Source organism: Verrucomicrobiia bacterium, from assembly GCA_035574275.1.
In the GTDB taxonomy this organism is placed as follows: domain Bacteria; phylum Zixibacteria; class MSB-5A5; order DSPP01; family DSPP01; genus DSPP01.
Genome location: DATLYY010000007.1, coordinates 48,122 through 72,803, shown reverse-complemented (window position 1 = coordinate 72,803; position 24,682 = coordinate 48,122). Strand labels below are relative to the sequence as shown.

Genomic DNA, 24,682 nt, shown 5'->3' with positions numbered 1-24,682 from the left:
GCCTTTGGGAAAAGCCAGTTTTTTTCATTTTTGCGTGGCTGGTTTGCCACTTAACTTTTGGAATTTCTCAAAAGCTTCTTTAGCCTCTTTGGCCATTCCCAATTGGGCGTACGCTCCGGACAGCGATTCCCACAACTCCGGAAATCCGGGGAATTTATCCGTAGCCGTTTTTAAAACATCCTTGGCTTTCGCATACTCTTTGAGGGAAGCCAACGCCAGCCCCCGATTATACCACGAATTGCTGTCCGCCGGGTTTTTGGCCAGATAGCGCGTATATAGCGTATCGGCCTGGTGAAAATACGGAGCCCCTTCCTTGAAGGTTTTGGCGTTCGAGCCCTTGCCCAAGTTGTACATGGCCAATTGCCCCAAAAATTCGGCCGAGTCGGGATACTGGCGCAAAAGTTTTTGGTATACGTAAACCATTTTATCCAAACTGTCTTCAGCCCCGTAGAGCTGGCCTAAAAGCCCCCAGGCATCCCAAAATGCCGTATCGGCCGCCACCACTTTTTCCAGAATACCTATGGCAGCCCTGTAATCTTTCTGGTTGACAAGCCCAACGGCATAAGCATATCCCCAACGGGTGGAATCGGGTTTCATTTTGAAAGCCACCCCATCATAATAGGTAGAGGTGTCCTGAATGCCGAGGGCATAATAAACGAAGGAAAGATTTTTGTAGGGGCCGGTGGCGGTGGAGTCCATCAGGATGCAGCCACGATAGAGATTGATTGCCTCCCTGAAATTTTTGATGCTGTCTTTGCGGGTGGCCGCCTTGGTTCCCTTCTCCAAAAATCCGATGGCCTGGTTGAACGTTTCGCCGAACACAACCGCCTTCAGCGTTTCGGCCTTGGGTTTCCATTGCGGGGAGAACTTGATGGCAGCGTTCAGAGCGTCCATCATTTTTTGGAATTCTTTTTTCTGGGAGTACATCCAGGCCGCCGTGTACTGCATCTCCCCGTCTTCCGGGTAGCACTTGAGTCCCTCGGTAATCAGCTGTTCAGCGCGTTTCAAATCCTGTTTTCCCTGGGAAGGGTTGATGTAGATTTTGGCCGAACGGGTGTAATAATCGCGCGGCTTGCAGTCAGCCCAGACAAACGTTGCCCAGACACTCACCATGGCGAAAGTCAGCAAAAGCTGTCTCATCCTCTTTCCTTCCTCACTTATTCTCATAACGCACGGTCAAAGTTAGCTTGGTTTCCTTGTCCTTGTCAACCGATATTTCGAACCAGACCGTGGAGGCATCTTTTTTGATGGAGGAGTGGGAGCTTTGGCGAATCTCCCAGAAACCCCAAAAATGCTTGACCACCCGGACGGTCACTGGCTCGGTTTTGTGGTTGCGCACTGAAATTTCCCAATCCTCCTCCCAAACCTTGTTGGAAATCTGGCGGCGGTCTTTTTGGGCCTGTTCGCACGCGATGTCGAACGCCTTGCCGACCGTAAGCTCCACCCGTTCATCCTTGGGGGTGTGCTCCAGGTTGTCTTCGCCGATAAGCTCGATGCCTCCATCCGTGTCTCTTTTCATTATACGCACGATGCCGGCCGGCAGCGCCATCCCCAAACCGGCCTCCTTGGCGTTCTTGAACTCCAAAACGACCGAGGCTTTTTTGGCATCCCGATCGGGGTCATAAATGAAGTGTTTTTTAACCGGCGTTTCAGCGGGGTCAAAAAGGGAAACCTGCTTGATTTGATTATTGGCCAGCGTGGTCGGAAACGCTAAGGTGTAAAGGTGGTATTCGAAGAAGGATTTTTCTTCAAATGGTGCCACCGCCTCCGCCGCCACGCCGTCCATGGCCCGCATAAGACGCGGCTGTTTGGCACGATGTAATTCACCGGCAACCAGTTTTAACTTTGCTTTTGGATAAGTAGCCCCGGAACGGTTGTCGATGGAAACCCAGCCAGAGAGGGAGAGCCGGTCGTCGGTGGGGTTGACCAGAGCAACATATTCGGCGTGCCAGCCCAGATTTCCTGTCAAATACGAAACCTGACACTTCTCCTTGCCTGAATAACGGCTGTTGAAGAGCCAGACCAAAGTCGGGCGGGTGTAAAAGCCGGCGGGCAATTCCGGCATTGAAATGTTGACCACTTCTCCAGAGTTGACCATCCGTATACCGCCATTGGAAACATCGAGAACGTAATTCCCGCCGCTATAGGAAAGTAGTTTGCCGGAAAAGACCTTTTGGTCCTTGGTGACCAAATCGATGGTTTTGTCCAGATACTTGTTCAAAAGTTTTTCCGAGCCGACCAAATCGAATTCAAAATTCTGCTCGAGCAGGTCAATATCATTTTTCTTGACAAGCGGTTCAAAGCGAACAGAAGTCGGGTCTAAAGATGCGGCCACATCTGTGATTTTGACCGTGTCTGCGCCGCGCTTGAAAGAAAGCTCCCGGACATCCTTGACCAGCCCCCGGCCGTCGTTGTAGACAGTGACGGTCAAGTCGCTCTGGGAAAAGGTATTGGAAGCAAAAAAGATGGTGAGGAAACAACCCAACAGCCACCCCCTTCTGAAACCGGTTTTTTTATCCTCTGACATAGCTTCTCCCTCCTGTCATCCTATAATACTCATCCCTCTGGACTATATTCCCAGGTTTTTCAAACTTTCTTCCAGTTCCCGTTTCATACCTTCGAGTTTGGCCAGCTTCTCTTTTTCCTTGACCCGCACCGACTCCGGCGCTTTGGAAAGAAATTGGGAATCCGATAGACGGGCCGAGGTACCGGCGATAAGGCCGGAAATCCGCTCCAGTTCGACTTTTAATTTCTCACGCTCCGATGCAACATCTACATTTTTCGTATATATCATGAAGTGCTGTGCATGTGGTAAAACTGATAAGTTTGACCAATTTTGGGGCTTCTCATTTAACCATATATTCAACTCAGATGCACGAACGATATCCTTCAAATATGGTTCAGTCTTGTTGAAGAATTCCTGATAGTCTTTATTGGTTACTGTAATTATAAAAGTAACTTTTTCACTTGGTGGCACCTGCGCTTCTGATCTCAAGTTCCTCATACTACTACTGCTTAATTGAAACATGTTTACTTGTTCATCTAGCTCAATTTCTTGTTTGATATAAACTTGTAAATTTTGCCAGCTTTCTTCGGTAATGCTTCTCAAGTTCCCAGCGAAGCCGAGTGAGGCAAAAAGCTCTTCGGTTACGAAGGGAACAAACGGATGTAGGAGAATGAGCATTCGCCTAAGAAGCGAGGCCAAAACCCGTTCCGTTTCGGCTTTTTCGGCTTCTGAACCTTGGCGCAAACTTGTTTTGGAAAGTTCCAGATACCAGTCGGCGAAATCGTGCCAGAAAAGTTCGTACAACGCGAGCGCTGCGGCGTTGAAGCGGAAGGCCTCCAATTCCTTGGTGACTTTGGCCACGGAAGTATCCCAGCGCCCCAGCATCCAACGGTTGGCCCAGTTTTCAACCTTGCTTGGAATTCCTTCTGCCGCCCGTTTATCCAAATCAGGAACGGACATTTGCACGAAGCGGGCGGCGTTCCAGAGCTTGTTGGCGAAGTTCCTCCCCTGCTCAAAGCTGTTGGAGGAAAGCTTGGGATCCTCCCCCTCCGGCGACGCGAAAACCAAGGTGGCCCGCAGGGCATCCGGGCCGAATTTGTCAATGATTTCCAACGGGTCGATGCCGTTGCCCAGCGACTTGGACATCCGCCGGCCTATTGAATCCCGCACGGTGCCGTGGATATAGACATCGGAAAACGGCTCTTTTCCCATAAACTCCAGTCCGGCCATTACCATCCTCGCCACCCAGAGAAAAATGATTTCCGAAGCGGTGAAAAGGGATTTGGTCGGATAGAACAATTCCAAATCGCGCGTTTTTTCCGGCCAGCCGAAGGTGGAAAAAGGCCAGAGCCAGGAGGAAAACCAGGTATCCAGAACGTCTTCATCCTGCCGGAATCGGGTCGATTTACACTTAGGACAATTTTTAGGTGTCTCGACCGAGACAAACGTTTCGCCGCAGTCGCAGTAGTAAACTGGAATGCGATGCCCCCACCAGAGCTGGCGGGAAATGCACCAGTCGCGGATGTTATTCAACCAATGGGAATAGACCGAGCCCCAATGGGGCGGATGAAAGCGGAGTTTTCCTTCCTCGTAAACTTTCAGAGCCGGAAGGGCCAAGGGCTGCATTTTTACGAACCACTGCTCGGATAGATACGGCTCGACCACCGTGTTGCAGCGATAACAGATGCCGACCGAATGGTGATACGGCTCGATTTTTTCCAAAAGCCCTTTTTCTTCGAGTGCCTTCACTACTTGCCTGCGGGCCTCGAATCGTTCCTGCCCGGCAAACGGCCCGGCCTCGGCGTTCAAGGTTCCATCCGGATTCAAAATGTTGACCGTCGGCAGTTTGTGTTTCTGACCGAGCTGAAAATCGTTAGGATCATGGGCCGGCGTGATTTTCAAGGCCCCCGTGCCGAATTCCAAATCGACGTAGGTTTCCGCCAGAATCGGGACGGTTCGGTTGACGAAGGGAACGATGGCTTTCTTGCCAATCAAATGTTTGAAGCGCGGATTTTCCGGATGGACGGCGATGGCAGTATCCCCCATTATCGTTTCCGGCCGGGCGGTGGCGACAACGATAAACTCCTTGCTACCCTCCACCGGATAGCGGACGTACCAGAGGGAGGAATCCTCTTCTTTGGTTTCGACCTCATCGTCGGAAAGGGAGGTTTTGTCCGTCGGGCACCAGTTGATGATGTAGTTGCCGCGGTAAATCAACCCCTTGTTGAAAAGCCGGACGAAAACCTCCATCACGGCGCGGGAGGCGCCGGGGTCCATCGTAAAGCGCAGCCGGCTCCAGTCCAAGCCGCAGCCCATTTCCTTGAACTGGTTGACGATGGCATCTCCGTATTTGTTTTTCCAGGCCCAGGCGTGCTCCAGGAATTTCTCCCGTCCCAAATCCTGCTTGTTTATTCCCTGCTTGCGCAGCTCCTTCCCCACCATCACCTCGGTGGCGATACTGGCGTGGTCCACCCCGGGAAGCCATTCGACCTCGAAACCGGAAAGTTTTTTCCAGCGGATGAGGATATCCTGCAGGGTGGCGTTTAAGGCATGGCCGATGTGCAGAATGGAGGTGACGTTGGGGGGCGGCACGACGATGGAATAGACCGGCTTTTTGGTGTTCAAGTCCGGCTCAAAGATTTTCGCCTCTCTCCAAAAGAGATTCCAGCGCTGCCGGGCGGCGGCGAAATCGTATTGTTTGGGCAAAATCTCCATTTTGCAAAGGATAGTTTTTATGGCGGGAATGTCAAGGAAGTGGCGGTTTTGCTTTTAAAAACCTAACTTCCGTTCCCTATGAAGAAAAAGTCGGAAATGGAGCGGCTGATACAGATTATGGCCACGCTAAGGGGGCCGAAGGGATGTCCTTGGGACAAGAAACAGAACCATGAGACGCTCGTCCCCTATTTGGTGGAGGAGGCGCACGAGGCGATTGAGGCGATTTATGAAAAGGATTACAAGAAACTGGAAGAGGAATTGGGAGATTTGCTTTTACAGGTGGTTTTCCACGCCCAGTTGGCCAAAGAAAAAAAGCGTTTTGACATTGAGAAGGTGGCCAAAGGAATCTCCGACAAGCTGATACGCCGCCATCCGCATGTTTTCGGGAAAAAGGAAAAACTGACCCCGGCACAGGTGCTGGAAAACTGGGAAAAAAGAAAGTTAAAGGAGAAGGAAACGGGCGTTCTTGAATCGATACCAAAAACCCTGCCGATTTTATTCCGCGCGCAAAGGGTACAGGAAAAAGCGGCGCAGTTTGGTTTCGACTGGAAAAAAGCGAATCAAGTGGTTCCGAAGTTGAAAGAGGAAATAAAGGAAATTGAAAAGGATTTGAAGAAAAAGTCGGGAAAATTGGAGGAGGAAATCGGGGATTTGTTTTTCACAGCAATAAATCTCTCACGGCATTTAAAAGTTAACCCCGAAAAGGCGTTGAAGATCTCGGTGGAGAAATTTGAGAAGCGGTTTGCCTTTATCGAAGCAAGTTTAAAAAAGCAAAAGAAGAATTTGGGGGAAATGGAGTTGGAGGAATTGGACAGGTTGTGGAATAAGGCGAAGAAGCGGTAGCTATTCGTACCGCAAGGCAACTATTGGGTCCAGTTTGGCGGCCTGATAGGCGGGGTAGATGCCGAAGACCAGCCCAACCGAAACGGATACGGTGAAGCCGATGAAAACCCAGACCGGCGAGACGGCCGCCGGCAAGGGCGTGGTGGCACCGATTAAAAGGGCGATGCCCGTGCCGATGAGGATTCCGGCTATGCCGCCGGAGCAGGAAAGGGTGACGGCCTCAATCAAAAACTGCCAGAGGATGTTTCTGCGCTTGGCGCCGATCGCCTTGCGGATGCCGATTTCCCGCGTGCGCTCCTTGACCGAAACGAGCATGATGTTCATCACGCCGACGCCGCCGACCAAAAGCCCAATGCCGGAAATGCCTATCATCAAAAAGAAAATTCCCATCGTGACGGAGCGGAAGGATTCCAACAACTGCTCCTGGGTGGCCAGCTCGAAATCGTTCGGCTTGTTGTAGGGAACCCCCCGCTGGCGGCGCAGGGCGGATTCAATTTGATCCATCGCCAACTGCTGTTCTTCCAGCGAGCGGCTGCGCACTACAAGTAGAAGCTCCTTTTCCCAGGGATGCAGCCGGGCGAAGGTGCCGTAAGGAAGCACGATGATGTTGTTGGAGTTTCGCCCCAGATTGGATTTGCGGTGCTCCATCACCCCCACCACCCGGTACTTGTGGTTGTTCACCAAAATCTCCTTGCCGATCGGCTCGATTTTGGGAAAAAGCGCTTCGGCTACGTCGGCGCCGATGACGCAGACCATCGCCTTGAAATGGTGGTCGATATCGGTGATGAAACGCCCCTGCTCCACATAGTGATTGTTCACACGCTCGTAGTCCGGCAGGGTGCCGAAAAGGGAGGGACGCTTGAAGGTGTTTCCCTTGTATTTGGCGACGTTGCCGCCGTCCACGAAAACGTAGTTTTGCGGGGAAACGGCGTCCACGGCCGGGCAGAACTCCTTGATTGCCTCGCCGGTTTCGAAGGTGATCGGCTTGCGCAGCCGCTCCTCTTCCGAACGGTCGCCGAATTGAAAACCAATTTTGAACCGGGTGACGAAGATAACATTGGAGCCAAGGTTTTGAATCTGGTCGGAGACCGAACGGTTCAGCCCCTCGATGATGGAAGCCATGGCGATGACCGAAAGTACGCCGATGAAAACTCCGAGCATGGTTAAAAAGGAGCGCATTTTGTGGGCGCGCAAACTGTCGAAGGCCAGAGCCATCCCCTCCCGCATCTCCGCCCAGCGGAATTTATTCATAACGCAACGCCTCGATGGGATCCAGCCGGGCCGCCTTGGCGGCCGGGAAAACGCCAAAGAAAACCCCCACGCCGGTGGAAACCAAAAGCCCGGCGATTATCGACCAGGGCTCGATGGCGGCCGGTATCGGGGTGGTCCAGGAAATCACTTTGGCCAATAAAACCCCCAGAAAAATCCCAATTGTGCCGCCCACCACCGCGAGGGTGACCGATTCAATCAAAAATTGCAACAAAATCGAGCGGCGGCGGGCGCCGAGGGCCTTGCGGACGCCGACTTCGCGGGTCCGCTCGGTGACGGAAACCAGCATGATGTTCATAATCACGATGCCGCCGACCAGAAGGGAAATGGAAACGATGCCTACCAGCGTGAAGGAAATCCCGGTGGTCACCTGTTTGAACAGATCCATCAAGGTTTCCGCCGTGTACATGCCGAAATCATCCTTGGCGTGGTAGGGAACGTGACGGCGGGCGCGCAGAATGGCCCGCACCTGATCCTGGGCTTTTTCCATCGAAGGATAATCCCTGGCCTTGATGTAAAACTGAAGCCCTTCCCAGGGTTCCAGCTTGTTGGAAAAATATTTTTGATAAACGCTGAAGGGGATGGCGGCGAAACGGTCCTGGTTGTCTCCCAGAAAAGAACCCCGCTTTTTGGGCACTCCCACCACGGTGAAGTCGGCGTCGCCGATTCTGACTTTTTTGCCGATCGGGTCGAGCATCGGGAAAAATTTGTCGGTCAGCTCCGGCCCCAAAATCACCACCTGCCGGCGGTGGTCGTTTTCGAACTCGGTGATCACCCGCCCCTGCCCCTTGTCCACGATGTCGTCCAGCGCCACCACTTTCATGTAATTTGGGGTGATGCCGACAATCGGGACACGGGAAAAATGCTCCCGCCCGTATTTGACCTTGCGGTTGGAAACTTTTTGCAGCGCAACCTCCTCGCATTCCGTGCAGCCGGCTACCACCGCCTGGTAGTCAGCCAAGGTCAAATCCTTGCGTTTCATGGCGTCGAACCAGTCGTCGTCGGACAAAATGATGCCGAATTTTTCTACGATAAAGGTCGTGGAGCCCAAAGTCGCCAACTGGTCGGCCACCAGCTTGTTGAAACCGGAAATCAAAGAGACCATGGTTATAATCGAGGTGACGCCGATGATGACACCGACTAAGGTCAAAATAGAGCGGAGCTTATTCGCCCGCAGGGAGGTAAGCGAGATTTTAACGCTTTCCCAAATCGGCGTTTTCAGTTTTCCCATGTCGCAATACCCTTACGCCGCCCGGCGTTCGTCCTTTTCAATTTTGCCGTCCCGCAGATGCACGCTCCGCTCGGCATAGGCGGCGATGTCGTGCTCGTGGGTGACCAAAATGATGGTGTTCCCTTGTTTGTGAAGCCGGTCGAAAAGCTGCATAATCTCTGCCCCGGTGGCGGAGTCCAAATTCCCGGTCGGCTCGTCTGCCAGGATAATCGAAGGGCTGTTCACCAGCGCGCGGGCGATGGCTACTCTTTGCCGCTGCCCGCCGGAGAGTTCGTTCGGCTTGTGATGCGCCCGGTCGGTTAAATCGACCGCCGCCAGGGCCTGCTGCGCTTTTTTCTTCCGCTCCCCGGCCGGAGTGCCGTTGTAAATCAGGGGAAGTTCGACGTTGTGCAAGGCCGTCGCCCGGGCCAGCAAGTTGAAGGTCTGAAAGACGAAGCCGATCTCCTTGTTCCGGATGAAGGCCAGCTCGTCATCCGAAAGCTGGGAGACCATCCGGCCGTTCAGCTCGTAGGTTCCTTCCGAGGGAGTGTCCAGACAGCCGATTAGATTCATCAGTGTCGACTTTCCCGAACCGGAAGGGCCCATAATGGCGATGTATTCCCCCCGTTCGATGTCCAAGTCCACCCCCCGCAGGGCCTGCACCTGAACGGCCTGCCCCATATCGTACGTTTTCCAGAGATTGCGAATATGGATTAACATCAGGAGGCCTTCTTTCCCTTCTCCTCCGTCTTTACTTTCGCTTCGTTCTCCAGCGTCCGGAGGGTTTTGTAGCTGCCGGTGATAATCATATCCCCCTCCTGCAAGCCGGATAGCACTTCGATGTTGGTCTGGTCGGCGATTCCCACGACGACCGGGACGAAAACCGCCTTGCCGTCCCGGATAACGAATACCCCTTCCAGCTCTTTTTTCTTTTTTGGAGCCGCGGTTGAAGCCGGGGCGGAAGCCGGTGTGGAGGCGAATGCCCCGCTGTCTTTTTTGTCTTTCTCCTTGGCTTTTACCAAAGCGGACGAATCCCGCAGCACCACGGCCTGAATGGGAACAGCAAGGACGTTTTTCCTTTCGGCGGTGACGATATCGGCGGTGGCGGTCATTCCCGGCTTGATGCCGGCGACTTTGTCCAAAAGCAGGATTTTGACCCGGAAGTTGGTCACCTGTTCCTGTCCCAAACCGGCGCCGGGAGCCAAGGCGGCGCTTCCCACTTCTATGACCCGGCCCCTGAAGGTGGTGTCCCGGAAGGCGTCCACGGAAACTTCCGCGGTCTGGTCCACTTTCACCAATGCGATGTCGGTTTCATCCACATCCACCTCCACCTCAATGGCCGACAAATCGGACACGGTCATGATCACCGTGCCGGGATTGTTCATCGTGCCTGGAATCACCGTTTCTCCTTTTTCGGCCCTAAGCTCGGAGACGATGCCGTCGATGGGGGAATTGATTATGGTCTTGGACAAATCATCCTCCGCCTGCTCCAAGTTGTGCTGGGCCGCCTCGTGGCGGGCCCGGACTACTGAAAGCTGGGTGGCGGATTGGTCGTACTGCTCCTGGGAAGCCAGGTTTTTTTCAAAGAGCGGTTTGATCCGGTTAAAATTCTGCTCGGCTTGATCCAGATTCGCCTTTTCCAGCTTTAACTGGGCCTTGGCCTGGTCCACGGCGGCCCGATAGCGGCCGGGGTCCAGCCGGACCAAAAGCTGGCCGCGATGGATCCGATCCCCCTCCTCCACCGGAAGTTCAATAATCTGGGCCGAAATGTTGGCCGAAATTTTGACGTCGGTTCGCGGCTTGATTTTGCCGTTGGCGGTAACGATGGAGACGATGTCGGTCCGCTTCAGTTTTTCCGCCTCCACTTTTATCTCCGAAGAGGAGGAGCGCTTGAGGTTGACCAGCACCAAGGCCAGAATGACAAGCCCCGCGCCTATGCCGATGAAGATTTTTGTCTTGGTTTTCATTTTCACTCCTCGCCGATTGATTTTTTAAGCCGCGCCGCCGCCAGGTTGTAGTCGAAGAGCGCCTGCACCTGGTCCGACTTGGCCTGCTTGTAGCTCACCTGGGCATCCAAGAGTTCCAGAATGGTGGCCGCTCCAAGATTGTATTTTTCCTGCACGATGTTCAAATCCTCCTCCGCCGATTCCGATTGCTGGTTGGTCACCTCCAGCTTCTGTTTGGCCTGAGCCATATCCAGAAACGCTTGCTTGACTTCGAGCGCCACCCGGCTTTTGGTCTGCAGGTACGTTTCCCGCGCGTTGGAATGCCGGGCCTGGGAGGATTTTATCGACTGGTAGGTGGAAAACCGGTCAAAAATGTTGTAGCCGATGGAAAACCCAAACCGCCACTGGTAATCCCGGTCAAAAAGGGAGGTGACACGGGAAAAATCCCGGTTGTTCCAGCCGTAGCCGGCGTTCAAGGATAAGGATGGATAGAGCCCTGCCCGCCCGGCCTGCACTCCCCAGTCGGCCGCCTTCATATTTTCCTGGGCAGCCAATAAGTCGGGATGATTTTTTTCGGCCTTTAGCAGGGCCTCTTCAAAACCCAAATTCAACTCGGACGGAGGCACCAATGTATCGGCCAGTTCAATGGAATCATTGACGTTTTCGCCGATGATGGAGTTCAGATTGGCCAGCGAAACCTGATAGCTGTTCTCGGCCGAAATCAAGGCCAGCTGGTCGTTGGCGTAGGAAACCCTCGCTTTCAAAACGTCGGATAGGGAGGCCGAGCCCAAATCGTAGCGGGCCTGGGCGATTTTCAACTGCTCCTCCCCCCTTTTTACTACGTCTTTTTGGACTTCCAAAAGCAATTTGGCTTTGAGAGCCGAATAGTAGGAATTCCGGACGTCGAAAACAAGCTGCTGCCGGGCGCCGCGAAAACCCTCGCGCGCGGCGGCTTCCGAAGCCGAAGCGGCTTTGTAACCGGAGAAGGAAGCCCCTCCGTCGAACAAATCCTGGCGGATCTCCAGCCCCAAACTGTAGTTGGCCGTGGTGGTGGTCTGATTCGAACCGGGAACGACTATGAGACCCTGCGTAAAGGAGGAGGAAGGGCCCCGCTTGGTCCAGCCGTAGGACAAACCGACGGAGACAAAGGGCAAAAGCCCTCCCGCGGCACCCGTTTTTTCCGCTTTCGCCACTTCCCAGTTTCCCTCGGCAATGCGGTAGCCGAAGTTTTTCTCCAAAGCGGTCGAAAGGGCGTCGTTCAAGGTCAGCGGCTTGACCTGCGCCCAAGCGGCGACCGCCCCAAAGACAAGACAAAAACTAATGAGTACTATTCTCTTCATCCTTCCTCCAAATTTAAAAACCCATGCCCAGACCGGCCAAGGCCGCGGCAATCACCTTCCAAAGAACCCAGAGCGGCAGAATCCAAGCCGCCACCTTGCCGGCTTTGAAATTGTAAACCGTGGCCAGGCCGATAATCAAAACCGAGATGAACCAGATGGAAAAAATGTCGAAGCCGTTGATCAACCGATAGACGAAAGTTTCCGATTGGTCGGGCGGGAAAAAGGCAGCCAACGACAAAGCCGTGTTCAAACTTCCCTTGGCTGCGGCCAAAAGCCCCTGCACCAGCATTTCCGGGACGCCGATAAACCCGGTGTACACGAAGGCCCCCAAAACCTGGGCGAAGCGGGCTTCCCCTCCCATTATAATGTTGCCGACGAAAAACAAAATTCCGGCAGCGATGAAAAAGTAGGCGATTCCGAAAAGAACCCCCACGGAACCCCACAGCGGGCTTTTGAACTGGCTTTCCACCCGGTCGAAAATTTCCTGGCGCTGTTCGGCCGGCATCGCCATGATATTTTCGTTTTTGCGCATCTTCTCTAACGTGTCGTTCATCCGCGCCCCGGAGGTCCAGAAATAGAATCCGGTTCCCAGAAGCACGAGAAGAACCATCGGTACCACCCAATAAGGGCGGGCTTTCACCGCCTCAAAGACCTTCTTGGGCGAAAAATAGATATTGGCCCAGCGGGCCAAAAAACCCAAATCGCCGCCCGGCTGCATGGCCGCCGGGGCCGCCATCGCTTGTTCCATCGTTCCTCCCATCTACGTCATTTTCTCATACGCCGTTTTTTCCGTGAGGTTGCAAAAACTGACTACCGTCACAAATTTTAATATAACGATTGAGAGGGGGTCTTGGAATAGGGGTTGGAGGGCAAACAGACAACGGCAAGGCCGCTTACCCGCCGGGCATCGTTTTGATGGGAACTAAAAAATGCCTCCCCCGGCAATCTCCCCGAAAAAGGGTGGAGCGGCTCTGCCGGAGGAGGCGTGGGGCAAATGGGCATTCCCCCGAAGTCCCATTTCAGGGACGCGCTTCCAAAACCGGTGGTAATATGAAAGGGAATATAAAAGGGGGTCAACGTAAAAAAGTTGACACTTGGTGTCAAAAAGTTGACAGTTGGGCTATACCGCCAATTTGTAGCGTTTGATTTTGTAGTGCAGGGCCGGGCGGGAAATCCCCAGCTTTTCGGCCGCGTGGGAGATGTTTCCTCCGGTTTCGAAAAGGGCCTGGGTGACTCTTTGGCGGTCGGCCATTTCGTGGGCCAAGCGTAACGGGATTCCGTTCGAGGAGGGTTCAGAATGCCCCAAAAGCACCTCCACTCTTTTCTCCCAAGAAGGGTGTTCCAGTTCATGGAAAATCCCCTTGGCCCAGGCGAGCTTGGAGCGGAGTTCGGCCAGAGCAAATGCCCCGCACTCGGCCGCTTCCACGTAGGTTTTTGCCAGCTCCCAATCGTTTTCGCACGCCTCGAAAATTTCAATCGCTTTTTTGAATGCCGCCTGCGCCAGCGAGAACTGGTCTTTGCGGATGTGGCAGATACCCATCCCGCGATACATCGCACCTTCTTCGAGTTTCTCGGGCAGTTTAATCAAGTAGCTCCGGCAAGTGGCGTAGGCCTCCATGGCCCGATCGTATTCTTTTTGGGCCAGCCGCAAATCCCCCATCAAGCGCCAGCACTGGGTCATAATGGTGCCGTACGGGGAGACTCGCTCGCCGATTTCCAGCGCCTTTTTGAGGTTCTCCTCCGCCTCGGCATACCGCCCTTCGGCAATATCCAGCTCGGCTAAAAATTCGTAGGCGACTTTCAAACTGCCTATCAAATTCTCTCGGCTTGCGACCCGGATGGCTTCCAAATAATGATCCCGCGCTTGTTTCAAAAGATTGCCAAGAAATTTGGCATGACCCGCGTTAATCAATCCGAAAACATGGCTGAAGTAGTCCGCGGCCTTTTTGCTTTGATTCAAAAAATCATCCAACTTTTCAAGGGCGGATTTCCAATCCCCGGCCAACCGGCAATGAACGGCGCGACTGCACCCTAACAACTGCTCATAGTACCGGTCGTTGGCCCTAACGGCGCAGGTTCGGGCTTGGTCATTGAAATAGTTTGCAAAGTCCAGCTTTCCACGAATGCTGTACAGGTAAGCGATGCGGTTCAAAGCCCTGGCGGCCTGCGACCAATCGTTCGCCAGCTTAAAACTGGAAACCGCCAATTGCAAATGCTCTTCCGCATCCTCTAAATTGCCTAAATCGATAAGAACATACCCAAGCAAACTTTGCGATTTGGCTACTCCCACGAAACTCTTCAGAAATAAATAGGACTTCAAAGCGTTTCGAGCTGGCTCCAAGGCCTGCTTTTTTTCTCCCAACCGCCAGAGGACAAGTCCGCGCAAATAATTAAATTGGGCCCGCTCTTCGGAGAAATCCGTTGCGTCAAAAGCATCCGACAAGGAATTTAATTCCGCAAGCGCTTCCTGAAACTTGTTCGTTTTGACCAGGGAATTGGTCTTTCTAAGCTTTTCGGACAGTACGGAGAGCCGTTTAGTCGAGGATTTCATTTTTCCCTGATGAAAAACCCGACTTTTCCGGGGTAATGGCGTTTGAGATTTTGCCCGATTTTACAAAAACCGGTATTAACACAATTCCGTACGTCGTCTTCAGAACCACAAAATAGGTCGCATTGCGGGAAGCCGCCGGGTACGGTTGTTCATCCACATCCCGAGTGGCCAGCCAATAGCGGAGGGGCAAGGCGAAAGCGGAAAGGGAAAACGAAAGGAGCAGGAACATGGTTAACGCAAGGGTTAAAAATTTAAAGGCCAGCGGACGCACAATCACCACTCCTTTCGGTCTATGGCTCTACTTTTAATATCGGAAAAAATATATAAGGTGCTTTAGGAGCTTGTCAAGTGCTTTTTTAGGAAGGCGATTGTGAGTTTAGGAAATAAAAAGGCCGCTTCAATGAAGCGGCCTTGCAACGGAACGAAAATTTATTTCTTAATGATAAGCTTCCCTTCGGCTTTGAGTTTGGGAATCCAGTAGCCGTAATGATAAATCTCGGAAATAAGGAGGCCAAACGTGAAGTACCGCCACCACTCGTCGAGTGCCTTAATCGTGGTTAACCAACCCCAGAGAACACCCACAATAATAGCCACAATGAGCGAAATAAGCAGTTGCCTTCCATTTCTGAAATTGGAATTAGAATTGCTCACCTTTTTCCTCCTTTTTCCGAAGTTACACCATTCCGTTTATTATTGGCATCCTTGAGCGGTACGAACACCGCAACCCAACGCAGCGGGAATCATAGCGAATGCGCAACCTGTGGCAGCACAAACCAGCGTAGCCGGCCCCATTATCAGACACCGAAGCGTAGCTCCGCGGCAACCTAACAGCGCTCCACCCAAAAAACACTTCCAGTATCGAGCGTTGCAATCGGTTACAACTGTGTTACCTCCAATGGGAGTCAGGCTTACTGTCTTAACCCATACTTGTTTATACGAACCATCATCCGTCTGGAAGGTGGTCCAGTATTCGTACCCATTTCCTGGATAAGTATTGGTGGCTTTTACATAACCAACGGCGGAAGCGCTTTGGCCTTGTGAATTGGCATAAATGAGATAAGCAGCTGTATTGGGGTCGGAAAACACACCAAATGGCAGATAGACGATTTCATTTCCACCGTAATGATCTCTTACCCCTATTGCGACTGAAGGAGCATAATAGAACCCGCCGGCAATCAAATATGCCTTTGCGGCGGCTACCGTGGGGTTGCCATTGGCCATCCCCACCAAAAGTTGGAGCTCCGGTCCATCGGTCACCAAATATGGCGGCGCGGGCTCCGACTCTGTTCCATCGTCGCCACGATCGGTTGCAAGAAACAATCCGATCTTGTTTGGTGTACCACTATCCACTTCTTTTTTGGCGGAACATTGTTCGCACCCGGCCGTATCAACTTTCCCTAAAAATTCCGGTGCTGAGCTGACTAACGGCACATCTGTACCCGTGATTTTAGTATCCGAACATCCTGCCCAAACGGATAAAATAAAGGACATAAGCACAAAAAGAGTAAGCCCTTTGAAAGTTTGTGTCAAGCGGAATCTGGATAGCATAAACCTGCTCCTTTCCAAGAAACGGGTCAAGTTCGGTCCAACAAAATGCTGTTCACTTACACTCAAAATGGATTGTTTTAGGTTATAAACTACCTCCTTTCACACGAACGGAGGCTGGAAGAGATCTCCCCCGGTTGCCAAGCCGGGTGAGGTTGCGGTTTATGATGCGGCTATTTCCCCAAAAATCTCTACCCCAGTTACGCTCCTGCCATAGCATACGGGAATAAAATGAGAGGAAAACCAAACGCCCGTCAATGCAAAAAAGTTGACACTTGGTGTCCAAAAGTTGACAGTTGAGGCAAAAAACAAGGGGCGCGGAGAGCCGCGCCCCTCAAGTAAGGCAAAAGAGTTTCAATCCGTCTGCGCGGCCCGCTTGGAGCGGATAAGGAAAATAATCAGAACGACCAAGGCCACCGAGGCGGAGCCGACGGCGAGCGCGTTGGAAAGTTTGCTTGGGCCGACGATTAAGGGCAGAATCAAAAGCGCCACTAAGTTCATCACCTTGATGAGCGGGTTGAGCGAAGGCCCGGCGGTGTCCTTGAACGGATCCCCCACCGTGTCGCCAATGATGCCGGCTTTGTGCGCTTCCGAACCCTTGCCGCCGTACATCCCCTGTTCCACCAGTTTTTTGGCGTTGTCCCAGGTTCCGCCGGCGTTGGACAGAAGAACGGCCAAGAGCTGACCGGTCAAAATGATGCCGGCCAGAAAGCCGCCCAGGCCTTCCACGCCGAGATAGAAACCGACGATGATGGGGGACAAAATTGCCAAAAGCCCCGGCCCCAAAAGCTCTTTTTGGGCGGCGGCGGTGGTGATGGCGACCACCTTGCCGTATTCCGGCTTTGCCGTCCCTTTCATAATACCCGGTATCTCGCGGAACTGGCGGCGCACTTCTTCCACCACCAGGAAAGCGGCCCGGCCGACGGCGCGGATGGCAATCGAGGAGAAAAGAAATGGCATCGCCCCGCCGATCAAAAGACCGACAAAAACGAAGGGCAGATTCACCTGAATGCCAAGCGCCGGGAAATTCAAGGCCGGGTCCAGCAAATCCACGTCGGAGGTGAAGGAGCGGAAAAGGGCCACGGCGGCCACGACGGCCGAAGCGATGGCGAATCCCTTGGTCACTGCCTTGGTGGTGTTGCCGACGGCATCCAGTTTGTGAACGATGGCGTGCGCCTTTGGGTTTTTGTCCTCCTCCAGAACCTTGGACATTTCAAAAATACCGTTGGCGTTGTCCGAAATCGGCCCGTAGGTATCCATCGAGACGATGATACCGGTGGTGGTCAGCATCCCCATCCCTGCCAAGGCGATGCCGTAGGCGGCCATCGCCAGATTGGCCCCCGCATCGGCGGAGAAATTCCGAAATATCAAAAATGATGTGACCACGGTGACGGCGATGACCAAAACCGCCACGGAAGTGGATTCCAGCCCCTCCGCAAAGCCGGAAAGGATGGTGGTGGCGGGCCCGGTGCGGGTCGCCTTGGCGGTCTCTTTGACCGGGGAGTATTCCAAAGCGGTATAGTATTCGGTCAGGTAACTGATTATCACGGCCAGCAAAATTCCGGAGAAGGTGGCCCAGAAAAATCCCGGCGGGCCCTGGATGTAAAAGTAATTCACCAATCCGAAGCCGATGGTGGAAATGATGGCGGCGACCACAAAACCATTTTGAATCGGGCGCATCGGGTTGAAATCATCCCGATCCTGCCCGCGTACCGACATTGCGCCAAAAATGGAGGCGAAAACGCCAACAGCACGCACCAAAAGCGGGAAAAGAATCATTTTCAAAGCCAAATCCGGGTCGTACTGAACAAATGCGGCCCCTAAAATCATGGCGGCGACAAGTGTCACTTCGTATGACTCGAACAAATCGGCAGCCATCCCGGCGCAGTCCCCCACGTTGTCCCCCACGTTGTCGGCGATGGTGGCAGCGTTGCGCGGGTCATCTTCTGGAATGCCGGCTTCCACTTTGCCTACGAGGTCAGCGCCCACATCCGCGGCCTTGGTGTAAATCCCACCGCCGACACGCATGAACAAAGCGACCAAGGAGCCGCCGAAGCCGAAGCCGATTAAAACCTGCATGGCATGCTCTTTGAAAATCATAAAGATGATGGTGGCTCCCAAAAGCCCCATTCCGACCGTGAACATTCCGGTCACCGTGCCGGCTTCGAAGGCCACTTCCAAGGCCTTTTTGAAAGAGGTGCGGGCGGCGTTGGCCGTGCGGACGTTCCCGCGCACGGCAACCGACATTCCGATGATGCCGGTGGCCGCCGAAAGACAGGAACCGAGAAAGAAGGCGACGGCAATGCCCCAAACCAACTTCCAATTGGTGGCACCATCCTCCATTTTATAAACGTTGGAATAGACCAGGAAAATGATGATGGATAGAAGAACGATGAAGCCCGCCAGTACCCTCATCTGCTGGGTCAAATACGCCTTGGCCCCTTCCTGCACGGCCCGGGCGACCTCTATCATTTTGGCCGTACCTTCCTCCTGCGCCATAACCTTGCGGATGAGGTAGGCACCGTAGGCCAGCGCCACCACGGCCGAAAACAAGACCAGATACAAAGCGATATTCACCGAGCGGTCAAACGGCGGCAAAACCACATTCCCTTCACCGGCGAAAACGACGGCCGGGGCCAGCACAAAAACGGCCAAAAGGGTGCAGCCGGCCAGTTTTCTAAACAAGTTCGACATTCCTCTCTCTCCTTTTCGAGCGTTTGTTTCCGATTTTCAAAGGCCGTCCAATATATGCGCCCAAAAACTTTTGGCAAGCCAAAATTGTGAAGATTTTCACAACAGCGACTGCTGCCCTTCCCCCGCATTTATGATTGGAGCTGACTTGCGCGCCTACAACGGGAAGGCTATGGGAAAGTTCCCATATTAAAAAACACCCCCCCAAACTTGCGCCCAGGTAAGTCCTTGTCCCCCTTGGGGAATTTTACCAAAATAACGGGCACACCCCTTGCGAAACCGTGAAAGACGAAGGAGCGAATATGAAAAAGAGAATTCAAGTGCTCGCAAGAATCCGAAAATCATGCGGTTTCACCCTGGTGGAACTTTTAGTCTCCGCCATCTTGCTGTCCATCATAAGCCTGGCCGCCTTTCAATTCTACGGCCGGGAGCATCAGGTTTATTCCGTGCAGGAAGAAATCGCCAACGCCCAGCAAAATAGCCGCATTGCGCTGGATGAGCTAACCACGAACATCATGGCGGCCGGGGCGGAAATCCCCGCCGGTTTTGCTCCGGTGGTCGCGGTGGATGCCAACCCGGATACCATTCTCGTCCGGTACAACAAAACCGGCTGCATCATCACGGTCGGCGACCATACTCAAATTCAACAGTCCCGCCCCATCCACACGCGGGACACGGTGAACTGTTTTACCCCCTTCATCGGGCAGCAGGTTTACCTGGTCCACCTCAACCCTTCACCCGGCGAACCTTCCGGGGAATGGTTTACCTTGACCAACACTTCCTACAATCCCGGCAACGGCTGGCAGGAAATCCACCATGCCGAAGTTTTGCAGGGGGAACCGAAACCGGGAGACTTTGTTCTGGTGATGGAAGAAGCCAAATACTACATCGATAACACCACCGACCCCGCCCATCCCAAACTGATGAAGGTGCGTAACGGCCAGGCCCCCCAGATCTATGCCGAAGACATCGTCGATTTGCAGTTCGTCTACATCCTGGGTGGCGCAACACCTGACACGGTGACCGATTTTGTGGCCGCCGGCCGGGACGCCCGCGATATCCAGAATGTGCAGATTCTGGTGCAGAGCCGCACCCAAAAACGGGATCCAAACTGGCCGTCCGACGGCGGTTTCCGCCTGCGGACGCTGACTTCCGAAGTACATTTGCGCAATTTGAACCTTCTCTAATTGAAAAGGAATGGAGGCAATCACAATGAAAACGCTTAAAAACCAAAAAGGCATCGCCCTGATTGTGGCCGTCGGGTTGCTCCTGATGGTCAGCTTAATCGGGCTGGCGGCCGTTTTGACGTCCGACACGGAGACCAATATCGCGGTCAACCAGAAAAACGACGCCAAGGCATTTTACACCGCAGAAGGCGGGCTGGCGGCGGCCCAGGGGGACTTGAGAACCGCCATAAACGGCATCGGGGGCTACGTCATCGACCGGGATACGGCGATTGCCTTTCTGGACGACCCTATGCGGCTGTTGACCAAATACATCACCAACTTTAACAATCGCTTCCCGCAGGACTCCTTCAAGGCCGCCGCCTATATGGGGGGGCGGGAATCCTACCGGTTGAAATATTCCATCGTGCCGTTTGACACGGCAGTCACCTCGCGGGGGTATACGTTTACCTACAAGTACACGATAACCTCGCAGGGGAAATACGCCGACCCGGCGCTCGGCTTCAACCAGAAAAACAACACCATCGCCGGCTCGTTTTCCATCAATCTGGACCGGCCGTCATTTGCCCAATATGCCCTTTTCCGTAACCTGACCACTTCAACCTCCGGCAGTCAGCTTTACTTTGCCGGCGGGGAGAAGTTCAACGGGCCGGTGCATACCAACGGCAAACCCGGCTTTTCCGGTTCGCCGATTTTCAACGGGCCGTTCACTTCCTCCTGGGGCTCCTATGCCACCAGTTCCCGCATCAACAACGCCAACCCGGTTTTCAACGGCGGCAGCCAGTGGGGCGTCCCCACGGTGGCCCTGCCGACCAACAACTACAGCCAGCAGCGGGCGGCCTTTGGCGGTGATTTTAATAATACCACGGCTCCCAACAACAACGAAATACGGTCTGGATTAGGTCTCGGAGGGGGCGGCGCGGTGCCTACCGGGGTATATGTGGCCAACAACGGCACCACCAACGTCACGGGCGGCATTTACGTGCAGGGAACTTTGGATTCGCTCAAATTGACGCGGGGCTCCAACGGGGAACAGATTTATCGCTTTGCGCAAGGCGGAAGCAGTTATACCCTGACGGTGGACTACGCCAACCGCCAGACAATTTTGAACGGCACCACCTACAGCGGCGTGCCGAACGGCGCCTTGTTTGTGGCCGGTGCGGTCAACTGGCTGGGAGGTACTTCCCGCACTACGGCCACCGTGGCGGCTCAAACACAACTGACTCTCGCCACCACCGGGGACATCTTGATTAAAAACGACCTGATTTACGAAGGGGCCATTTTCAAGGACTCGGGAGGCGCCATTCTGTCCGACCCGACTTTGGCCGAGGCGATTCCGGACATCGACCCGAACGCCACGGTCACCCTGGGGCTATTCTCCTCCGGCGGCGACGTCAAGCTCGGTACCGGCGCGCCGGACAACATCAACGTCCATGCCACTATCATGGCCAGCGGTACTAACCGCGGGTTCGGTTCGCAGGATTTGTCCAACCCGCACGGCACGGTGAAACTTTTGGGCGGGATTATCGAGTACCAATCACAGACGGTCGGCACCTTGAACGGCAGCGGCGCACTTTCCGGTGGCTATTCCCGCCGTTACTGGTACGACAACCGCTATGCCACCGGCTTCGCCCCGCCGTTCTTCCCAACCCGGCCCTCCTATCTGTCCGACTTGGCCTCGTTCAACGTTTCCCGCTGGGCCGCGGAATAACGTCCACAAAGAAAAAGCCCCCGACGTACGTCGGGGGCTTTTTTGTCATCTCTAAACTTCTTTCGAGAATCCCTATCCCCATGTCACCATTTATTGGAACGACTTTACCAATTGCGGCAAGGGCAGCTCTTTCTTGACTTCAGGCCGTTGCAGAAAAAGGAGAAAAGTCGTGCCCTTGCCCGGCTCGGAGGTAAAATCGAGCGCACCGCCAAGGTTGGCAACCAGCCGCTGGACGATGGGCAGCCCAAGCCCGGTGCCGCTTTTTTTGGTGGAGAAAAAGGGCTGGAATATTTTGGCATGCAAATTGGGAGACATTCCCCTCCCCTCGTCGGCAACGGAAACAAACGGGGAAGGATCGCTTTCCGGCCGGCGGGCCTTGTAGCCGCAGGCGATCAAAAGCTTCCGGCCGCGGGAAATACCGGTAGGGGATTCGGAAAGATTTTTTTCCATCGCCTCCAACCCGTTGACCGCCAGATTCAAGAGAATCTGCTTCAACTGCCCCTCGTCCCCCTGCACCCAAACGTTGGGAGCCAAAAGTTTCAACTCAATGTCAAAAAAACGATACGCCGGATTCGATTTCAAAAGCTCGACGGTTTCCCGGACTACCTTGGCCGCGTCTAACCGTTCCAGTCGGGGGGGCGAGGTGCGGGCGAAAAACAAAAAGTCGGTGATGATGGAGTTGAGCCGGGTGGCCTCCTTTTGTATCAACTCGAACAAAGTCCTTTGTTCGGCACTTAAAACCAGTTCGTTTTTCAAAACCTCCACCGATCCGGAAAGAGAGGCCAAAGGATTCCGGATTTCGTGGGCAATGCCGGCGGAAAGCTCCCCGATGGCCGCCAACCGCTCCTGCTCCTTTATTTTTTCCTCCATCAATTTGGCCTGGGTCAAATCCTGAAAAACCGCCACCACCCCGCGGACGCCGGTCTCTTTTTCCCCCAATAAAGCGGTGGAGATTCCCAAGGGAATCAACCGCCCCTTGCTGGATACGATGCTGATTTCGGAGCGGTTCTCCGGCTTCAAAAAATAGAGGGCGGAAAAGAGCCGCTCCACCAGCTCCGGCGCCTTCAACGCCTCCCGGCTGTCCCGGCCGAGCAGTTCCTTGGCCGAAAGTCCCAGAATCTCCTCCGCCGTGCGGTTGACAAAAAGAATTTTTCCCAGCCGGTCCACGGACAGAACGCCGGAGTTCATGGTCTGCAAAACCTCTTCGGAATCGAGCCGCGCCTGGCGGAGTTCCCGGGCCGCGCGGGCCAGTTCCTCTGTTTTTTGGGTAAGCCGTCGGGCTATGAACCCGGCGGTCAGGGCGGTTAGATAGAAAACGGAAAGGTTTAAAACATAAGTTGCGAAAAAACTCCGGGACGCAAACAGCGCCACCCAGAAATTAAGGAGGACCTCCGGCCCGTGGAAATCTCCGGCGACCGACACCGCCAGCGCAATCGTATAGACCAACGCCGAAAGCGTGGAGAAAAGCAGGGTTCCCGCAAAGCGGAAAATGAGCGCGGCGGAAATGATGGAAAGAACAAACAGAGCCGAAAAGGGGCTGGAAAAATCCCCCGTGTAGCGCAAAACAGCCCCTTCCAAGCACACTTCGAGAATGAGCTGGGCGGTGTAGAAATACATCCAGCTGCGCGAAAGTGCCAAGGGCGTCTTCCAGCCGAGCGGAAAAAGAAAGCCCAGCGAAAAAACGCCGTACGCCACGAGGGGCCAAAAAAGCTCCGGAGGTACGCGCGTGCCGGCGACCAATCCCGCCAGAAGCGCCAGAAAAACCAAAAGGCGCAATCCGAGAACGAAGAACAGCCTCTGGCGGGCCTCGTCACCCTTTTCAATCTTTTCCAGTTTGAATTTAAGGAAACTCACTTGCTTTCACGCTCCGGCCGAGCTCCGCCCGGCCCGACAAAGCAAACCCAACAAAAAAGCCCTTATCCGGTCTGTTGTTGCCAAACGGGAGAAGGGCTTTCGGGTTGCCAAACGCTACTTGATGGCGCCCACGATGTCGAACATCGGCAGATACATGGCAATCAGAATGCCGCCGATAACCACACCCATAAAAAGGATGATGACCGGCTCGATGATGGAGGTCAAGGCCGAAACGGCGGCATCCACCTCTTCGTCATAGAAATCGGCAATTTTTTGCAGCATCTCATCCAATCCGCCGGTTTTTTCCCCCACGGAAATCATCTGGATTACCATCGGCGGGAAAACGCCCGACTCCTTTAGGGGCTGCGTGATGGTTTCCCCTTCGGCAATCGACAAAACCGATTTTTTGATGGCGTCATGCACGACCCGGTTGCCAGCCGTCTTTGCGGTCGTATCCAACGCGTCCAGAATGGAAACACCGGAGGAGATCAAAGTGCCCAGCGTCCGGGTGAACCGGGCTACGGCCGTGCGGCGGATCAAGGACCCGATCAAGGGTATCTTCAGTTTAAACTTGTCGAAAGCCAGCCGCCCCTTGTCCGTCTTGATCCAGCGGCTGAAGACGAAGGCACCGACCACGAGCAAGGTCACGCCGTACCAGAAAAAATCCCGGATAAAGTTGCTGATTTTCAAAACCATCCGCGTGGGGGCCGGCAGTTCCGTCCCCAAATTGGCGAACATCTTTGCAAAAATCGGCACGATGTAGGTAAGCATGGCAAAGGTAACGCCCGCGGCCACGATCATAATGACCGCCGGATAGACCATCGCCCCTTTTACCTTGCGGTTCAAAGCGTCCGCTTTCTCCCGGTAAGTAGCCAACCGGACCAGAATGGTATCCAATGCGCCACCGACCTCTCCCGCTTCAACCATGTTGCAGTACAGTTCATCAAAAACTTTTTTGTGCTTTCCCAAGGCCTCCGCCAGGGTGGAACCGGAAGAGACCGAATCCCGCACTTCCGCGATAATTTTGCGAAAAGCCAGAGATTCCATCTGCTGGGCCAAGATATCCAAGCACTGCACCATCGGCAGCCCGGCCCCGATCATCGTGGCGAACTGCCGGGTGAAACGGGAAATGTCGATTTTCCGGATACGGTTGGACGTGGGAAGCTTGATTTCAGACGCTTTTTTGGTCACGGAAGTGACCAGAATCCGGTTGGAGCGGAGAATCCGTTCCAGTTCGGCGCGGTTTTTGGCCTTCAACTCGCCGGCTACCGCGGCGCCCCCCATCGATTTTCCCTTGTACTCAAATACCGGCATCGC

The 24,682-nt window shown here is 54.0% G+C and carries 19 protein-coding genes; 3 read left to right on the top strand and 16 right to left on the bottom strand.

All coding sequences use genetic code 11. The annotated features are described in order from the left end of the window. Positions 1-24: 24 nt before the first annotated feature. The 3 genes from VNL73_01690 to VNL73_01680 are packed head-to-tail and all read right to left on the bottom strand — an operon-like array spanning position 25 to position 5,212. On the bottom strand, positions 25-1,140 hold the full coding sequence (locus tag VNL73_01690; GenBank protein HXF48122.1) for a tetratricopeptide repeat protein: 1,116 nt from the start codon (positions 1,138-1,140) through the stop codon (positions 25-27). Between the two features lie 13 nt (positions 1,141-1,153). After that, on the bottom strand, positions 1,154-2,527 hold the full coding sequence (locus tag VNL73_01685) for a DUF4139 domain-containing protein (GenBank protein HXF48121.1): 1,374 nt from the start codon (positions 2,525-2,527) through the stop codon (positions 1,154-1,156). 42 nt (positions 2,528-2,569) lie between these two features. After that, positions 2,570-5,212, bottom strand: a complete 2,643-nt coding sequence (locus tag VNL73_01680) for a valine--tRNA ligase (protein HXF48120.1) — start codon at positions 5,210-5,212, stop codon at positions 2,570-2,572. Between the two features lie 87 nt (positions 5,213-5,299). Here VNL73_01680 and mazG point away from each other — a divergent pair, with 87 nt between their 5' ends. Continuing rightward, positions 5,300-6,064: a nucleoside triphosphate pyrophosphohydrolase gene (mazG, locus tag VNL73_01675; protein HXF48119.1), complete on the top strand. Its 765-nt coding sequence runs from the start codon at positions 5,300-5,302 to the stop codon at positions 6,062-6,064. Here the strand turns inward: mazG and VNL73_01670 are convergent, their stop codons facing one another. From VNL73_01670 to VNL73_01620, 11 genes are all read right to left on the bottom strand, one after another. Beyond that, the gene (locus tag VNL73_01670; protein HXF48118.1) at positions 6,065-7,315 is read right to left on the bottom strand and encodes an ABC transporter permease; all 1,251 of its coding nucleotides are present in this window, start codon (positions 7,313-7,315) and stop codon (positions 6,065-6,067) included. Continuing rightward, on the bottom strand, positions 7,308-8,564 hold the full coding sequence (locus VNL73_01665; GenBank protein HXF48117.1) for an ABC transporter permease: 1,257 nt from the start codon (positions 8,562-8,564) through the stop codon (positions 7,308-7,310). Before VNL73_01665 ends, VNL73_01670 begins: the two co-directional genes overlap by 8 nt. A gap of 12 nt (positions 8,565-8,576) precedes the next feature. Then, positions 8,577-9,263: an ABC transporter ATP-binding protein gene (locus VNL73_01660; GenBank protein ID HXF48116.1), complete on the bottom strand. Its 687-nt coding sequence runs from the start codon at positions 9,261-9,263 to the stop codon at positions 8,577-8,579. Next, positions 9,263-10,510 (bottom strand): efflux RND transporter periplasmic adaptor subunit, encoded by a 1,248-nt coding sequence (locus tag VNL73_01655; GenBank protein ID HXF48115.1) that lies wholly within the window; start codon positions 10,508-10,510, stop codon positions 9,263-9,265. The genes VNL73_01660 and VNL73_01655 overlap by 1 nt, the downstream gene beginning before the upstream one ends. A gap of 2 nt (positions 10,511-10,512) precedes the next feature. Next, positions 10,513-11,829 carry a TolC family protein gene (locus VNL73_01650; GenBank protein ID HXF48114.1) on the bottom strand — a complete coding sequence of 439 codons (1,317 nt, stop codon included), beginning with the start codon at positions 11,827-11,829 and terminating at the stop codon, positions 10,513-10,515. A gap of 13 nt (positions 11,830-11,842) precedes the next feature. Then, the gene (locus VNL73_01645) at positions 11,843-12,577 is read right to left on the bottom strand and encodes a YIP1 family protein (GenBank protein HXF48113.1); all 735 of its coding nucleotides are present in this window, start codon (positions 12,575-12,577) and stop codon (positions 11,843-11,845) included. A 372-nt stretch (positions 12,578-12,949) separates the two neighbouring features. Continuing rightward, positions 12,950-14,380 carry a tetratricopeptide repeat protein gene (locus VNL73_01640; GenBank protein ID HXF48112.1) on the bottom strand — a complete coding sequence of 477 codons (1,431 nt, stop codon included), beginning with the start codon at positions 14,378-14,380 and terminating at the stop codon, positions 12,950-12,952. Next, complete coding sequence (locus VNL73_01635) at positions 14,364-14,609, bottom strand: hypothetical protein (GenBank protein ID HXF48111.1); 246 nt, start codon at positions 14,607-14,609, stop codon at positions 14,364-14,366. Before VNL73_01635 ends, VNL73_01640 begins: the two co-directional genes overlap by 17 nt. Positions 14,610-14,809: 200 nt before the next feature. After that, positions 14,810-15,031 (bottom strand): hypothetical protein, encoded by a 222-nt coding sequence (locus tag VNL73_01630; protein HXF48110.1) that lies wholly within the window; start codon positions 15,029-15,031, stop codon positions 14,810-14,812. 39 nt (positions 15,032-15,070) lie between these two features. Beyond that, positions 15,071-15,928: a hypothetical protein gene (locus VNL73_01625; GenBank protein HXF48109.1), complete on the bottom strand. Its 858-nt coding sequence runs from the start codon at positions 15,926-15,928 to the stop codon at positions 15,071-15,073. Between the two features lie 351 nt (positions 15,929-16,279). Then, positions 16,280-18,619 (bottom strand): sodium-translocating pyrophosphatase, encoded by a 2,340-nt coding sequence (locus VNL73_01620; protein HXF48108.1) that lies wholly within the window; start codon positions 18,617-18,619, stop codon positions 16,280-16,282. 299 nt (positions 18,620-18,918) lie between these two features. Between VNL73_01620 and VNL73_01615 the strand changes: the two genes are divergently transcribed. Next, positions 18,919-19,803 (top strand): prepilin-type N-terminal cleavage/methylation domain-containing protein, encoded by an 885-nt coding sequence (locus VNL73_01615; GenBank protein ID HXF48107.1) that lies wholly within the window; start codon positions 18,919-18,921, stop codon positions 19,801-19,803. Positions 19,804-19,828: 25 nt separating this feature from the next. Beyond that, positions 19,829-21,511: a DUF4900 domain-containing protein gene (locus VNL73_01610; GenBank protein HXF48106.1), complete on the top strand. Its 1,683-nt coding sequence runs from the start codon at positions 19,829-19,831 to the stop codon at positions 21,509-21,511. 90 nt (positions 21,512-21,601) lie between these two features. On the opposite strand, the gene VNL73_01605 is transcribed toward VNL73_01610, so the two are convergent. Together VNL73_01605 and VNL73_01600 are read right to left on the bottom strand one after the other, a co-directional pair. Beyond that, positions 21,602-23,365, bottom strand: a complete 1,764-nt coding sequence (locus VNL73_01605; GenBank protein ID HXF48105.1) for an ATP-binding protein — start codon at positions 23,363-23,365, stop codon at positions 21,602-21,604. Positions 23,366-23,479: 114 nt separating this feature from the next. Beyond that, positions 23,480-24,679, bottom strand: a complete 1,200-nt coding sequence (locus VNL73_01600; GenBank protein HXF48104.1) for a type II secretion system F family protein — start codon at positions 24,677-24,679, stop codon at positions 23,480-23,482. Positions 24,680-24,682 lie beyond the last annotated feature (3 nt).

Coding starts and splice junctions, on each gene's coding strand:
- VNL73_01690 (HXF48122.1), bottom strand. CDS start 1,140: ATGAGACAGCTTTTGCTGACTTTCGCCATGGTGAGTGTCTGGGCAACG.
- VNL73_01685 (HXF48121.1), bottom strand. CDS start 2,527: ATGTCAGAGGATAAAAAAACCGGTTTCAGAAGGGGGTGGCTGTTGGGT.
- mazG (HXF48119.1), top strand. CDS start 5,300: ATGAAGAAAAAGTCGGAAATGGAGCGGCTGATACAGATTATGGCCACG.
- VNL73_01670 (HXF48118.1), bottom strand. CDS start 7,315: ATGAATAAATTCCGCTGGGCGGAGATGCGGGAGGGGATGGCTCTGGCC.
- VNL73_01665 (HXF48117.1), bottom strand. CDS start 8,564: ATGGGAAAACTGAAAACGCCGATTTGGGAAAGCGTTAAAATCTCGCTT.
- VNL73_01660 (HXF48116.1), bottom strand. CDS start 9,263: ATGTTAATCCATATTCGCAATCTCTGGAAAACGTACGATATGGGGCAG.
- VNL73_01655 (HXF48115.1), bottom strand. CDS start 10,510: ATGAAAACCAAGACAAAAATCTTCATCGGCATAGGCGCGGGGCTTGTC.
- VNL73_01650 (HXF48114.1), bottom strand. CDS start 11,829: ATGAAGAGAATAGTACTCATTAGTTTTTGTCTTGTCTTTGGGGCGGTC.
- VNL73_01645 (HXF48113.1), bottom strand. CDS start 12,577: ATGGAACAAGCGATGGCGGCCCCGGCGGCCATGCAGCCGGGCGGCGAT.
- VNL73_01640 (HXF48112.1), bottom strand. CDS start 14,380: ATGAAATCCTCGACTAAACGGCTCTCCGTACTGTCCGAAAAGCTTAGA.
- VNL73_01635 (HXF48111.1), bottom strand. CDS start 14,609: ATGTTCCTGCTCCTTTCGTTTTCCCTTTCCGCTTTCGCCTTGCCCCTC.
- VNL73_01625 (HXF48109.1), bottom strand. CDS start 15,928: ATGCTATCCAGATTCCGCTTGACACAAACTTTCAAAGGGCTTACTCTT.
- VNL73_01620 (HXF48108.1), bottom strand. CDS start 18,619: ATGTCGAACTTGTTTAGAAAACTGGCCGGCTGCACCCTTTTGGCCGTT.
- VNL73_01615 (HXF48107.1), top strand. CDS start 18,919: ATGAAAAAGAGAATTCAAGTGCTCGCAAGAATCCGAAAATCATGCGGT.
- VNL73_01610 (HXF48106.1), top strand. CDS start 19,829: ATGAAAACGCTTAAAAACCAAAAAGGCATCGCCCTGATTGTGGCCGTC.
- VNL73_01600 (HXF48104.1), bottom strand. CDS start 24,679: ATGCCGGTATTTGAGTACAAGGGAAAATCGATGGGGGGCGCCGCGGTA.